The sequence below is a fragment of the Luteibacter aegosomatis genome, from assembly GCF_023078455.1.
Classification (GTDB): Bacteria; Pseudomonadota; Gammaproteobacteria; order Xanthomonadales; family Rhodanobacteraceae; genus Luteibacter; species Luteibacter aegosomatis.
In genome coordinates this window covers 4450359-4464349 of the sequence record NZ_CP095740.1, presented here as the reverse complement: position 1 = coordinate 4464349, position 13991 = coordinate 4450359, and the positions used below count along the sequence as shown (strand labels likewise).

Annotated in this window: 9 protein-coding genes; 3 read left to right on the top strand and 6 right to left on the bottom strand. The window is 67.5% G+C overall.

Features of this window, described 5'->3' with window-relative positions; genetic code table 11:
- The first annotated feature begins 217 nt into the window (after positions 1 to 217).
- The gene (locus tag L2Y94_RS19975; protein WP_247371508.1) at positions 218 to 589 is read left to right on the top strand and encodes a hypothetical protein; all 372 of its coding nucleotides are present in this window, start codon (positions 218 to 220) and stop codon (positions 587 to 589) included.
- Positions 590 to 692: 103 nt separating this feature from the next.
- On the opposite strand, the gene L2Y94_RS19970 is transcribed toward L2Y94_RS19975, so the two are convergent.
- The 5 genes from L2Y94_RS19970 to pepN form a co-directional block, all read right to left on the bottom strand.
- Positions 693 to 2504 carry an autotransporter outer membrane beta-barrel domain-containing protein gene (locus tag L2Y94_RS19970; protein ID WP_247371506.1) on the bottom strand — a complete coding sequence of 604 codons (1812 nt, stop codon included), beginning with the start codon at positions 2502 to 2504 and terminating at the stop codon, positions 693 to 695.
- A 182-nt stretch (positions 2505 to 2686) separates the two neighbouring features.
- The gene (locus tag L2Y94_RS19965) at positions 2687 to 5017 is read right to left on the bottom strand and encodes a Tex family protein (protein ID WP_247371505.1); all 2331 of its coding nucleotides are present in this window, start codon (positions 5015 to 5017) and stop codon (positions 2687 to 2689) included.
- 100 nt (positions 5018 to 5117) lie between these two features.
- On the bottom strand, positions 5118 to 5870 hold the full coding sequence (locus tag L2Y94_RS19960) for an RDD family protein (protein WP_247371503.1): 753 nt from the start codon (positions 5868 to 5870) through the stop codon (positions 5118 to 5120).
- 175 nt (positions 5871 to 6045) lie between these two features.
- Positions 6046 to 7920, bottom strand: a complete 1875-nt coding sequence (gene mnmG, locus L2Y94_RS19955) for a tRNA uridine-5-carboxymethylaminomethyl(34) synthesis enzyme MnmG (protein WP_247371501.1) — start codon at positions 7918 to 7920, stop codon at positions 6046 to 6048.
- A gap of 496 nt (positions 7921 to 8416) precedes the next feature.
- Positions 8417 to 11065 carry an aminopeptidase N gene (gene pepN / locus L2Y94_RS19950; RefSeq protein ID WP_247371499.1) on the bottom strand — a complete coding sequence of 883 codons (2649 nt, stop codon included), beginning with the start codon at positions 11063 to 11065 and terminating at the stop codon, positions 8417 to 8419.
- Between the two features lie 73 nt (positions 11066 to 11138).
- Here pepN and L2Y94_RS19945 point away from each other — a divergent pair, with 73 nt between their 5' ends.
- Together L2Y94_RS19945 and L2Y94_RS19940 are read left to right on the top strand one after the other, a co-directional pair.
- Positions 11139 to 12131, top strand: a complete 993-nt coding sequence (locus tag L2Y94_RS19945; protein WP_247371496.1) for an aldose 1-epimerase — start codon at positions 11139 to 11141, stop codon at positions 12129 to 12131.
- A complete protein-coding gene (locus tag L2Y94_RS19940; protein ID WP_247371494.1) occupies positions 12128 to 13075 on the top strand; it encodes a threonine ammonia-lyase in 948 nt (315 codons plus the stop codon). Before L2Y94_RS19945 ends, L2Y94_RS19940 begins: the two co-directional genes overlap by 4 nt.
- Here the strand turns inward: L2Y94_RS19940 and L2Y94_RS19935 are convergent.
- The gene (locus tag L2Y94_RS19935; RefSeq protein WP_247371492.1) at positions 13064 to 13951 is read right to left on the bottom strand and encodes a DMT family transporter; all 888 of its coding nucleotides are present in this window, start codon (positions 13949 to 13951) and stop codon (positions 13064 to 13066) included. The two genes, L2Y94_RS19940 and L2Y94_RS19935, sit on opposite strands and share 12 nt — an antisense overlap.
- Positions 13952 to 13991 lie beyond the last annotated feature (40 nt).

Genomic DNA, 13991 nt, shown 5'->3' with positions numbered 1-13991 from the left:
CGCTAGCGCCTCACCGAAGAAGCCGCCCCCTGGGCGGCTTTTTTTTGTCGCCATGTTTCCGCTGGTGACGATTTGCCTGTTTTGTGTAGGCGATGTCCTAGCTGACGTAGGGGCCTAGACCTACGTCGAAAGCAGAACGAGCCTACTTCACCTGTTTGACCGCGTTGATAGCTTTTCCCGCAACCACCTCATGTCGAGGTGATCCGGGGAGTGTGCGATGAACAAGTTGCTGGCCATGGTCGCAGGAGTGGTCGTCACGAGTGCGTTCGCCGTCGGCGAGGCCCAGGCATTACCCACTCAGGTAGTGTCATATGTGTTCTATAGCGGTACGCAGGCCATCGGCCAATCGATTCGCTTCTGCAACGGCGTCGCCCAGCACTGGGGCACCGCCCAGAGCAATAACCTCGCCAATGCGGTGGCCGTGACCTACAGCTGCGATAGCAACGACGTGAAGTCGGTCGGTTATGGCGCCAACGTCGATCCGTGGGTGAGGCAGAATTTCTGCGCCGAGACCAACATCTGCGCCCCGGGGCCGGAATGGATCACCGGTGCGCCGGGACCGTTCGAAAGCGGCCTGTATTCAAACTAGTCCACGGGCGGAATGAGTGGTCCATTCCTAAACCAAGCGATGCTCAGAGGCCAAAAAAACGCCGGCACTGCCGGCGTTTTTCTTGTGACATCGGCTTTGCGAATCAGAACGCCATCTTCACGCCGAGGTTCAGGCTGTTGTAACGCTGCGAATCATCGCCGAAACGACCGCTGTACGCGGCCCAACCGCTCCAGCGCTGGCTGAAGTCGGCCGAGAGGCCCAGGTCGGCGGTGACCCAGTTCTTGTCGGGCAAGAAGCCCTGCACGCTGAAGCGGCCCGACATGTTTGTGAGGCCGGCGGTGACGAAGCGATCGTCGGCGCGACCGTCGTGGTTGTAGGCCACTTCGGCGAACGGATGCAGCGTGGTGCTGCCCGACTGCCACGAACCCTGCAGGCGCCAGCCGCCGGTTTCGATGCGCGCGTTGCGGGTCTGCTTGCCGAACTGCATCGCGGTGCTGGTGCTGCCGTATTCGGTGTAGCCGAACACGCGAAGCTGTTCCCACTCCACGCTCACGAACGGACCGGTCTTCAGCGATTCGTTGCCGAACCACCAGCCGCCGCTCAGGCCGCCGCCGACGTGCGAACCGTCGGTCTTGCCGGTTTCGGTGCGGCGCGCCGCGCCCAGGTCGATGCGGCGATCGATGTCGGTGAAGCTCAGTTGGCCGAAGCTGACGAAGCCGCCGACGTAGCCGCCGCCCGCGTGGTAGAACGCATAGCCCGAACCGGCGACGTCCTGCAGCTTGTAGCCGCCACCGCCCTGGAAGTTGGCATCGGTCTGGCCGAGGCCGAGGGCGACGCCGACGTTGAAGTTCTCGTTGACCTTGGCGTCGGCGCCGACGGTGAGGTTGACGTTATCGCTGTCGGTCTTCGGCGAGGTGCCGGTGTCCTTGAACTTCTGCTGGCCGTAATCGACCGAGGCGAAGAAGCGGGAGTCCGCACCGAAGTTGTCGGACATCATCTGGTTGCGCAGGGAACGCACGTGCGCCGCGTTGGTGGCCAGGCCCGCCTCGCCCAGCAGGGAGATCTTCTGCGGCGCCTCGATGACCGACACCGCGTACTGACCGAGCAGGGCGTGCGCGGCGGCGGTCGGATGGATGCCGTCGGCGAACAGGTAGCTGTTGACGTCGCTATCGCGCAGCGTGGCCGGCGAGCAGCTGAGCGAGCTGGACGTGGTGCATACGGGCACGGTGACGTTCTTGAAGCCGTAGGTGGACGGGCTGGCGATGACTTCGTTGAGCAGCGTGTAGGTGTCGATCGGCACGATGCCGCGCTGCGCGGATGCCAGGCCGCCGGAGAGGATGCCGTTGTAGAGCTGGCTCAGCTGCGTGAGGCCGGCCGACGCGGCGGCGCCCTGCGACATCGCTGCCGGCGTCTTGCCCACGTCGGGCAGGTTGAACACGACGATGGTCTTCGCGCCGGCGGCCTGCAGGGCCTGGATCTGGCCGACTTCGTTGGCCGCGGCGGTGGCCACGGTCACCTGGGCGTTGGCCGGGTTCTGCACGGCGGCGAGCAGGTCGTTGGCGCCGATCCACATCGTGTAGAGCGCATGGGGGTTGGCCTTGCCGCCGTTGGCGGCGAGGTAGGTCTGGATCTGGGCGGAGGTCGGCGGCGCGACCAGGGGACCGGCGATGGGATTGGCGACGGCCGCGCGCGCATTGCCGTAGGCGTAGTCCGTGCCGCCCTGGAGCGACGGCGTCAGCGAAAGGTTGAAGTACGTCGCGATGTTCTCCACGGCGACGGTGCCGGGATTGGTGGTGAAGCGCGAGGTCACCGGGGAGCCGACAAGGATGGAGACGTTGCCGTTGTCGCTCAGGCTATCGCCGAAGGAAACGACCTGCTGGAAACCGTCGGCGTGCGCCCCGGCGCTGAACAGGAGGGCGGCGCCGATGGCGCCGGCGAGATGGCGAATGCGCATGTGGATCACTCCCTGGGGGTGTTAGAGAATCGTTACGGTAATGGAAAGCCATACGCGGGCGCATGCTGCGCCGCGATAAGCCGGCCGATCGCGGCCTGCATCGGGGTGTAGGCGATCATCCCAGGGTCCTCGGGTTTTCACCGATGAACCCTGGGCTTTGAGAAGTTTCTTGCCGAAAGGGCCTACTTCTTCAGGGCGCGGGAAAACGCGTCCGCGAAAGCGCTGTTGGCGGGCGCGGCGGCAGGCTTGGACGGCATCGGGCCGCGCCCGCCACCCTGGCCACCGCGTCGACCGCCGCCGGAAGCGTCGTCACGTTGCGCGGGACGTCCGCCACGCGCTTCCCCGGGCACGTCGTCCAGACGCATGCTCAGGGCGATGCGCTTGCGGGGTATGTCGATCTCCATGACCTTCACCTTGACGATGTCGCCGGCCTTCACCGCGTCGCGCGGATCCTTGACGAAGGTGTGCGATAGCGCCGAGACGTGCACGAGGCCGTCCTGGTGCACGCCGATGTCCACGAAGGCGCCGAAGGCCGCCACGTTGGTGACGCGGCCTTCCAGCACCATGCCTTCGCGAAGGTCCTTGAGGTCTTCGACGCCTTCGGCGAAGCTCGGCGCGACGAATTCCGGACGCGGGTCGCGGCCGGGCTTTTCCAGTTCCTTGAGGATGTCGCGCACCGTCGGCAGGCCGAACGTCTCGTCGGTGAAATCCTCGGCCTTCAGACCGCGCAGGAACCCGCTGTCGCCGATGACCTGCTTCACCTCGCGACCGCACTGCTTGAGGATGCGCTCGACGACCGGGTAGGCCTCCGGATGCACGGAACTGGCATCCAGCGGATTGCTGCCGCCGGTGATGCGCAGGAAGCCCGCGCACTGTTCGAAGGCCTTGTCGCCCAGGCGCGGCACCTTGAGGAGATCCTTGCGGCTGGGGAAGGGGCCGTTGGCATCGCGGTGCTTGACCACGTTCTCGGCCACGCTGGACGACAGGCCCGCCACGCGCGCCAGCAACGGCGCCGAGGCCGTGTTGACGTCCACGCCCACGGCGTTCACGCAGTCTTCCACGCGCGCATCGAGCGCGCGGGCGAGCTTCACCTGGTTCACGTCGTGCTGGTACTGGCCCACCCCGATGGCCTTGGGCTCGATCTTCACCAGCTCGGCGAGGGGATCCTGCAGGCGGCGGGCGATGGACACCGCGCCACGGATCGAGACGTCGAGGTCGGGGAATTCCTTCGCTGCCAGTTCCGAAGCCGAGTACACCGACGCACCGGCTTCGCTCACCACGATCTTGGCGAGGTTGAGGTCGGCGTGCTTGCGGATCACCTCGCCGGCGAGCTTGTCGGTTTCGCGCGAGGCGGTGCCGTTGCCGATGGCGATGAGGTTCACGCCGTGCTGCTTGCACAACTGTGCGATGCGCGCGATGGATTGGTCCCACTGGTTTCGCGGTTCGTGCGGATAGATGGTGTCGTACGCGAGCAACTTGCCCGTGGCATCGACGATGGCCAGCTTGCAGCCGGTGCGGATGCCGGGGTCGAGGCCCATCACCGTCTTCGTGCCGGCGGGAGCGGCCAGCAGGAGGTCCTTCAGGTTTTCGCCGAACACGCGGATGGCTTCGTCTTCGGCGTTTTCGCGCACGCGGCCGAAAAGGTCGAGCGTAAGGTGCAGGTGCAGCTTCACGCGCCAGGTGAGGCGCACGGTTTCGCGCAGCCACGCGTCGGCCGGGCGGCCCTGGTTGACGATGCCGGCGCGCGCGGCGACGCGGCCTTCGCCTTCGGCATGGCCCTGGTCGGCGTCGAGGCCGGGATTGAGGTCGATTTCCAGCACGCCCTCGTTGCGTGCGCGCATCAGCGCGAGCAAGCGGTGCGAGGGAATCTTCGATACGGGTTCCACGTGGTCGAAGTAGTCGCGGAACTTCGCGCCTTCGTTTTCCTTGCCGGGCACCACGGTGGCGCGGATCTGGCCCTTGTCCCACAGCCAGTCGCGCAGTTCGCCGACGAGGGCGGCGTCTTCGGCGATGGTCTCCATGAGGATGGCGCGGGCGCCGTCAAGGGCGGCCTTCGTATCGGCCACGCCCTTCTCGGCGTCGACGAAGCCGGTAGCGAAGGTTTCCGGATCCTGCGATGGGTCGTCGCGAAGGCCCAGCGCCAGCGGCTCGAGGCCGGCCTCGCGGGCGATCTGCGCCTTGGTGCGCCGCTTGGGCTTGTAGGGGAGGTAGAGATCTTCCAGCCGGGCCTTGGTGTCGGCGGTGAGGATGTCGGCCTTGAGGGCGTCGGTCATCTTGCCCTGCTCGGCGATGCTGTCGAGGATGGCCGCGCGGCGGTCCTCCAGTTCACGCAGGTAACGCAGGCGCTCTTCGAGCAGGCGCAGCTGCGTGTCGTCGAGGCCGCCGGTGACTTCCTTGCGGTAGCGCGCGATGAACGGCACGGTGGCGCCGCCGTCGAGCAGTTCCACCGCCGCGCGCACCTGGTCGGGCTTGGCGGCGATGTCCTGGGCAATACGTTGTTCGATGCTCTGCATGTCGTTCCTGTGCGTTGCTCAGCCGGCCGGTACGTCGGGCCGGGCCGTCGATGATAGCAAGCGCGGGGAACGCCCCGGCCGGGAAGGCCGGGGAGGAAGGTCAGGCGTCGAAGCTGCCGTGGTTGCCCGGGTGCACCGACGGCGCAGGCTCGACCGCCTGGCTCGCCCGGCCGACGAGCACGTAGGTGCCGGCAAGCAGGTCGTGCACGCCCTGCTTGCGCTGGGTGAAGGCGGCGACGATGTAGAACACGAAGGGCACCAGGGAGCTGAGCACGTTCACCAACCGGATCGCGTTGCGTCCCGCGGCGCGGGCCGGGGTGAGGCGGCGGCCCTGCACGTCGGTGACGCGGATGCCCAGCGCCATCTTGCCGGGCGTGGCCTGCCACTTGGAGCTTTCGAAGAAGACGTAATAGAGATAGCCCACGATCACCAGCACCAGGCTGATCGGGCGAACGGCGGTGGCGTACGCGGCGAACGCCGCGGTCTGGTCGCGCTCGAAGCTGGACAGGAATTCGGTCATCAGGCTGCCCAGGCCCATGGCCATGCTGATGATCGTGAACGGCACCATGAGCACGATGTAGTCGATGACCCAGGCGCCGACGCGGCTCCAGAACGTGGCGTAGTCGGGTTCGGCGGTCTCGTTGATGCCGAGGAAGGGCGGCGGCGACGGCGGCGCGACCGCGGCTTCGGGGCGAGCCTCGGGAAAGAGCTCACCCATCGGGCGCCAGTCGGTCATGCCTTCGTACCAGCCGAGTTCGTCGGTGCGAACGGTGCCGTCGCGAAGCCACTGGCGCACTTCGTCGTCGGTGTAGGGGCCGAAGCGTTCGCCGTTGCGTCCGATCCAGACTTGCATGGTTGACCTTCCGTAAGGGGCTTCACTGGTGGCAAATGATGCCAGATGGGGCGTGAGGAAGCCGACTGCCGGTCGGCATGGGGGCGACGTTTCGCTCGAATGGCGGACAGCGTCCGCTTCCACCCTTGGGTAGGAAGCCTGCTACCGAAGGGTGGGAGCGGACCCTGTCCGCGATTCAGGCCGCGCGGCGCTTGAGGTGCACCAGCAACAACGAGATCGCCGCCGGCGTTACCCCGCTGATCCGCGAGGCCTGGCCGATCGTCGCCGGCCGCGAGTGCTTCAGCTTCAGCAGCACTTCGGCCGACAGCCCGCGCACTCGGTCGTAGTCGAAGCCATCGGGAATGGCCGTCGATTCGTGTTTGCGCTGCCGTTCGATCTCGTCGCGCTGGCGCTCCAGGTAGCCGGAATACTTCGCCTGCACTTCCACCTGCAACGCCACTTCGGCGTCGTCCACCGGCGGGCCCAGCTCGGGCACGGCGGTGACGGCGGCGTAATCGAACTCGGGGCGGCGCAGCAGGTCGAGCGCGTGCGTCTCGCGGCTGACGGCGACGCCGAGCGAGCGTTCCACCGCGGCGCCGAGCGTATTCGTGGGGGCGGCCCAAAGGCCACGCAGGCGCGTCGTCTCGCGCTCGGTGGCCTCGCGTTTGGCCTCGAGGCGACGGAAGCGATCCTCGGGTACCACGCCACGCGCGTAGCCCTGTTCGGTCAGGCGCAGGTCGGCGTTGTCTTCGCGCAGGTGCAGCCGGTATTCGGCGCGCGAGGTGAACATGCGGTACGGCTCGATGGTGCCGTTGGTGGTGAGATCGTCGATCAGCACGCCGACGTAGGCTTCGTCGCGTCGCGGATACCAGGGAGCGTCGCCGCGCACGGCCAGCGCGGCGTTCATGCCCGCGATGAGGCCTTGGGCCCCCGCTTCCTCGTAACCCGTGGTGCCGTTGATCTGACCGGCGAAATACAGGCCGGGGACGTTCTTCGTCTCCAGCCACGGGTGCAGGCCGCGCGGGTCGAAGTAGTCGTATTCGATCGCATAGCCCGGGCGCGTGATGTGCGCGTTTTCGAAGCCGGGTATCGATCGCACGAGCGCGTACTGCACGTCGAAGGGCAGCGACGTGGAGATGCCGTTGGGATAGATCTCGAACGTGTCGAGGCCTTCGGGCTCGACGAAGATCTGGTGCGAGGTCTTCTCCGCGAAACGAACGACCTTGTCTTCGATGGACGGGCAGTAGCGAGGGCCCACGCCTTCGATCTGGCCGCTGTACAGCGGCGAGCGGTCGAGCGAGCCGCGAATGAGGTCGTGGGTCGCCTCGGTGGTATGCGTGATCCAGCAACTCACCTGGCGCGGATGGTCGGCGGGCGACCCCATGAACGAGAAATGCGGCATCGGATCGTCGCCCGGCTGCTCGTCGAGCACGGAGAAGTCGATGCTGCGGCTGTCGATGCGCGGTGGGGTGCCGGTCTTCAGGCGATCGGCGGCGACCGGGAGCTCGCGCAGGCGCGAGGCGAGCGTGGTGGCAGGGGGATCCCCGGCGCGGCCGCCCGCGTACTGTGCCGGGCCGATGTGGATCTTTCCGGCAAGGAAGGTGCCCGCCGTGAGCACGACGGCGGGCGCATGGAAATCCAGGCCCATCTGGGTACGTACGCCGGCCACGCGATCGCCCGCGAGGATCAGGTCGTCCACCGCCTGCTGGAACAGCCACAGGTTGGGCTGGGTTTCCACCATGGAGCGAATGGCGGCCTTGTAGAGGGCGCGGTCGGCCTGGCAGCGCGTGGCGCGCACGGCCGGTCCCTTCGAGGCGTTGAGCGTGCGCCACTGGATGCCTGCGCGATCGGCCGCACGGCCCATGGCGCCGCCCAGGGCGTCGATTTCCTTGACCAGGTGCCCTTTGCCGATGCCGCCGATGGCGGGATTGCAGCTCATCTGGCCGATGGTTTCGATGTTATGGCTCAGCAGCAGGGTGCGAGCGCCGGCGCGCGCCGCGGCCAGCGCGGCCTCGGTACCGGCGTGGCCGCCGCCGACCACGATCACGTCGTAGGATTCTTGATGAAGCATCTTGGTTCAGGGCGTCGAGGGGCCGATGGGCTAGTTTACGCCGGCGCAAGGCACGACGCTGCGCCGCAGCGTGACCTCCCTTTCGGCAGGCATGGCATGACTCGTGCTTGACCGTGCGGGCACTTCACCCGGGCGGACGCAGCGCGACTATCCGCGCGCCGAGGCTGGACGACAGGGGTTCGGCCGTGTGCCGGGGGAAGGAAGCGGAAGGGTGGGCAAGGATGCCCCATTCGTTCGACGAATGAGATCTGGCGCCCGGCGGTCTCAGGAACAGGGGGAATCCAGGATGACCGTGCTGCCGGGCGCCAGAAACCGTATGACTGGCACGAGAAGCCGCGCCCTTGGGTGCGGCTTCGTTCGTTGAGGGCAACACTACACCGTTCCAATGAACCGTGCGTGACTTTTTTGTCAACAACCTGCTCGGTTTCGGCAATGGGTGACGCGGAGCGTCACTTTTTTGATCCCCCGCACTTTTATGCTGTGATGCAGCGCACGCTTAACCGAGCGCCACCCTCGCGAGGATGTCGGTGAGGTCGCGGGAGAGGTCCTTCCGCGCGGACAGTTCCGCAACCACCGCATGGGCTGCCTCGCGTCGCACCGGCTCCAGTCGCTTCCAGCCGTTGAAGGCGGTGGCCACGCGTGCCGCCACCTGGGGGTTGAGCGCATCCAGGGCCAGCAGGCGATCGGCCAGCCAGCGATACGCCGCGCCGTCGGCACGATGAAACCCCGTGGGATTGGCGCGGGCGAAGGTACCGATCAGGGCCTGGACGCGGTTGGGATTCTTCAGCGTGAACGCCGGGTCGCCTTCCAGGGCCTGGACGCGTGCGAGCGTGTTTTCGCCCGGCAACTGGGCCTGCATCGCGAACCACTTGTCGAGGGCCAGGGCGTTGCCCTCGTAACGTCGGCGGAAGTGCGCGATGGGCTCCGCGGCGGCGTTCGCATCCGATAGCGCCAGGGTGGACAGCGCGGCGAGGCGGTCGGTCATGCCCGGTGCGTGGTCGTATTGCGAGTGGGCCAGCGTGCGCGCCTCGTCGGCGGCTACCAGCGCGAGCAGGTCGAGCACGCGCCGCTTGAGCTGGCGTCGAGCCTGGCTGGCGGCGTCCAGCGCCGCGCTGGTGTGCGCGCGCAGCGACTCGTAACGGGCACGCAGCGGCGGCGCGCCGATGCGCGAGGCGAGGGCGCCGAGCATGCGCTGGCGGGCGTCGCGGATGCGCTGGGGATCGCGCTCGGCCTGACGCTCCACCAGCTCGATCTCACCGGGCGGCGTGAGCAGCTCGGCGAGCAGCGCGTCGTCCACGGAGCTTTCGGCGAAGAGATCCGCCAGAGCACCGGTCCACGCGGTGATTGCCGGACCGGCATCGCGACCGTCGCGGCAATCGTCGAAGGCGAGGCCGGCGAGCTGCTGGCCCGCTTCCCAGCGGTTGAAGCCGTCGGGATCGTGACGGAGCAGGATCGCCAGCTCGTCCGGCGCGTAGTCGTACTCGAGGATCACGGGTGCGGAGAAGCCGCGCAGCAGCGACGGGACCGGGGCCTGCGCGACGTCTTCGAAGACGAACACCTGCTCGGCCGTATCGAGCACCACGGTGCGCTCGACGCTAACCGCGGCACCTTCACCCTCCAGGCGCAGCGGAAGCGCGCGGCCGTCGCGATCGAACAGCGACAGGCGCACGGGAATGGGCAACGGCTTGCGCGAACCCTGGCTGGTGCCCAGCGGCGTGCGCTGGCGCAGGGTGAGGCGATAACGTCGGCCCTCCGGATCGTGCCGTGCCTCGGCACTCAGGCGCGGCGTGCCCGACTGCTCGTACCAGGCAAGGTAGGGCATGAGATCGATGCCGTTCGCATCGCCCAGCGCCCTGAGGTAATCCTCGATCGTCACCGCCTGGCCGTCGTGCCGGTCGAAATAGAGGTCCATGCCCTTGCGGAAGCCCTCCCGGCCCAGTCGGCCGGCGAGCATGCGCACCAGTTCCGAACCCTTCTCGTACACGGTGGCCGTGTAGAAATTGTTGATCTCGCTGTACTGCGACGGGCGCACCGGATGCGAGAGCGGACCGGCATCCTCGGGGAACTGCGCGCGGCGAAGCAGCGCCACGTCTTCGATGCGCTTGAGCGGCGCCGAGTTCATGTCGGCCGAGAAACTCTGCTCGCGGAAGACCGTGAGACCTTCCTTCAGGCTCAGCTGGAACCAGTCGCGGCAGGTGACGCGGTTGCCGCTCCAATTGTGGAAATACTCGTGCGCGACCACCGCCTCGACGTGGCGGTATTCGTCGTCGGTACTGGAATCCGGATCGGCGAGGAGGTATTTCGCGTTGAAGATGTTGAGGCCCTTGTTCTCCATCGCACCCATGTTGAAATCGTGCGTGGCGACGACGTGGAACACGTCCAGGTCGTAATTGCGACCGTAGGCCTGCTCATCCCAGGTCATGGAACGCACGAGCGAGTCCATCGCGTAGTCGCAGCGGTCGATCGCGTCGGGCTCGGCCCAGATGTGCAGCGCCACGGTGCGGCCGTCGGCCGTCACGTGTTCGCGGCTGATGCGTTCCAGGCGTCCGGCGACCAGGGCGAACAGGTAGCTGGGCTTGGGATGCGGATCGACGAAACGGGCCCAGTGGCGACCGTCGGGAAGGTCGCCGTCGCCATCGGGATTGCCGCCGGCGAGCAGCACCGGGAAGCGTGCCTTGTCGGCGCGCAGGGTGACCGTGTACTTCGACAGCACGTCCGGACGATCGGGGAAGAAGGTGATGTGGCGGAAGCCCTCGGCCTCGCACTGGGTGAGCAGGAAACCCGCTTCGCGGCTGCCGGAAAGGTAGAGGCCTTCGAACGCGGTGTTCTCGGCCGGTTTCAGCGCGACCCGCGTGCCGATGGTGCCGCGCTCGCCCTCAATGGCCAGTTCGAGCACGCCGTTCGCAAGAATGTACTCCCCTTCGCCGAGCGGTCGGCCGTCCACCGTCAGCTCGAGCAGTTCGAGCCCCTCGCCGTTCAGGCGGATGGGCTCGTCGGCCACGCGCCTCACCTCGAGGCGGGCGGTGACCTCGGTGCGATCGATCCCCAGGTCGAAGGCCAGTTCCACGTGTTCCACCGCCCACGCAGGCGGGCGGTAATCGGCGAGGAGGATGGGGGCGGTGGGGGTGTCCGAACGGTCGCTCATGGCGTCAGAGAAAGCTCAAATGACTGGCTGGCAGGCTAACATGCGGTCGGATTCGCCAAAAGGAAACCACCCCATGCCCCGTTTCACCGTCACGCGTGACTCCCTCGGAGCCCAGGAACTGGTCGTGCTGACCGACACCGTCGCACATCGCGAGGTACGCATCGCCCGCCATGGCGCCACGGTGCTGTCCATCAAGCTGGACGGCCACGACATCGCCGACGGTTTTCGCGACGAAGCCGAGTTGGTGCCGCACAAGGGCTCGCGCTTCGCGATCATGACGCCGTTTGCCAACCGTGTGGAGGATTCGCGCTACACGTTCGAAGGCCAGGCCTACGATCTGCAGCCGGGCGTGGTGGGCAAGGATCGCGCGAGCCGTCATGGCTTCCTGCGCGGCGAGCGGTTCGACGTGCGGGACGAAACGGGGGGAGACGATGCCGCGAAGGTCACGTTCGCCACGCAGGCGATCCGGCCGGAAGCGCGCCCAGGCTATCCCTTCGCGTTGGATTTCGCCGTGACCTTCACGCTGGACGGGAAGGGGCTGACCGTCGACGCGCGTACGCGCAACGTCGGCGATCGCGATGCGCCGACCTTCTTCGGTTGGCATCCGTACTTCCGCCTGTCCGACACGCCCATCGAGGGATGGGTGCTGCAGATTCCCGCCGACGAGATCATCGTCGCCGACGAGGGCTTCATCCCGGTGCCGGGTCCGACGGCGTGGCAGCCCATCGGCGAAGCGGATGCCTCGCTGGATTTCCGCCAGGCGCGGGCAATCGGCCACACCGAGCTGAACAACACGTATGCGAAACTGGCGCGCGATGCCGACGGCCGCGCACGCACGTACCTGAGCGATCCGGCCACCGGTCGCCGCATCGCGGTATGGCAGGAAAAAGGCGTCATGCTCGCCTTCACCTCCGATACGGCCGAGCGCGACGCGCGCAAGTCGGTGGCGCTGGAGCCGATGGAATGCATCCCCAATGCGTTCAATCGCGAGGATTGCCGGGACGCGATCACGCTGTCTCCCGGCGCCGAACGCCGCTTCGTCTGCGGCGTGGAGTTCGGTGGATGAATGCGATCCCCACCTGGGACGACATCCGCGATGCCGCCGCCCGCATCGCGCCGCATGCCACGGTCACGCCGGTCCTGCGCAGCGATCTCATCGACGCGCGGGTCGGCACGGCGGTGCGCTTCAAGTGCGAAAACCTCCAGCGCGGCGGCGCCTTCAAGTTTCGCGGCGCCACCAACGCGGTGTGGTCGCTGGACGACGAGGAGGCCAGGCGTGGCGTCGTGACGCATTCGTCGGGCAACCATGGCAATGCGCTCGCGATGGCCGCGCGCACGCGCGGTATCCCCGCCCATGTGGTGGTGCCGGAGGGCGCGGTGAAGGCGAAGGTCGATGCCATCGTCGCCGCGGGGGCCACGGTGCATCGTTGCGAGCCGACCACGGCGGCGCGCGAGGCGAAGGCGGCCCAGGTGCAGGCCGCGACGGGCGCCTCGCTGGTCCATCCCTATGCGGATCCCCGCGTGATGGCGGGGCAGGGTACGGTGGTGCCGGAGTTGCTGAGGCAGCATCCCGATATCGACACCGTGCTGTTTCCGGTGGGCGGCGGTGGACTCGCGGCAGGCTGTTCCATCGCGGCGCATGCCATCGATGCGAAGCTGCGCCTGTTCGCCGCGGAGCCGGAAGGCGCGGACGACGCGGCGCGGTCGCTGGAAGCCGGCGAGCGTGTGGGTCCGTTCACTCCCGAGACCCTCTGCGATGGCTTGCGTACCCTCGTGGGCGAGCCCAATTTCCGCGTCCTGCGCGAGCACCGCGTGTCGGTCCTGCGGGTGAGCGACGCGGAGGTGGTTGCCGCGATGCGGCTGCTCTGGTCGGAGCTGCGGATCGTGGTCGAGCCGTCCAGCGCGACCGTGCTGGCCGCCTTGCTGCGCTACCCGGATCGCTTCGTCGGCCACCGGGTCGGCGCGGTGCTGACCGGCGGCAACGTCGATCTCGACGCCTTACCGTGGTGAGCGTGCGAAACGTACGCCGCTGACGGCGAAGAGGCCGGCCGCGATGAAGACCATGCCGATCCATTCGTTCGGCGTGGGCCGCTCTTCCAGGAAAGCCCAGGCCATGAGTACGCCGAGCACCGGCACCGCCAGCGCCGACAAGGCGGCCACGGCGGTAGGCAGCCGGCGTACCACCACCAGCCACAGCGTCCATGCCAGGCAGGTGGCGAACACGACCGAATAGGCCAGGCCGCCGACGAGGGCGGGCGTCCATGCGATCGGACGTTGCGGCACGCACAGGGCCGTCAGGGTGAGCGCGGCGGCGCCGAAGAGCATCTGCCAGGCGGTGAAGTTCAACGGATCGCAGCGGTGGCGTTGGAACATGCGCTTGCTCATCACCGTGCCGAAGGCCCAGCACATGCCGCCGAGCAAGGCGAAGAGCGTGCTCTCCATGCGGCCCAATCCCCTCCACGGGGCGATGACCGCGAGCAGGCCGGCGGCGGCGAGGGTGAGTCCCAGCCAATGCCTTCGCGTGGGTTTCTCGCGCAGGATCAGCCACGCCAGCAATACCGCCCAGAAAGGCATCGCGTACGCCAGGAGCACCACGTGGCCCGCGCCTCCGGTGGTGAGGGCCAACTGCCCCAGGCCCTGGAACGCGGCCGTCTGGGTGAGTCCCACGAGCGCGGTGCCGACCCATGGCGGGGGAGCCAGCGGTCGCTGCATCACCAGCAACACCACGAACATCAGCGCGCATCCGATGCCGTAGCGCAACGCGGAGAAATCGAAAGGGCCGGCATAGGCCAGCACGCCCTTCATCACGATCCAGCTGCTCGCCCAGATGATGACGGTGGCGCCCATCGCGACGACAGCGCCCTGCGATGGCTTGGGTTCGTTCATGCGTACGCCGGACACCGTGAAAAACGGACATCTTGACGGA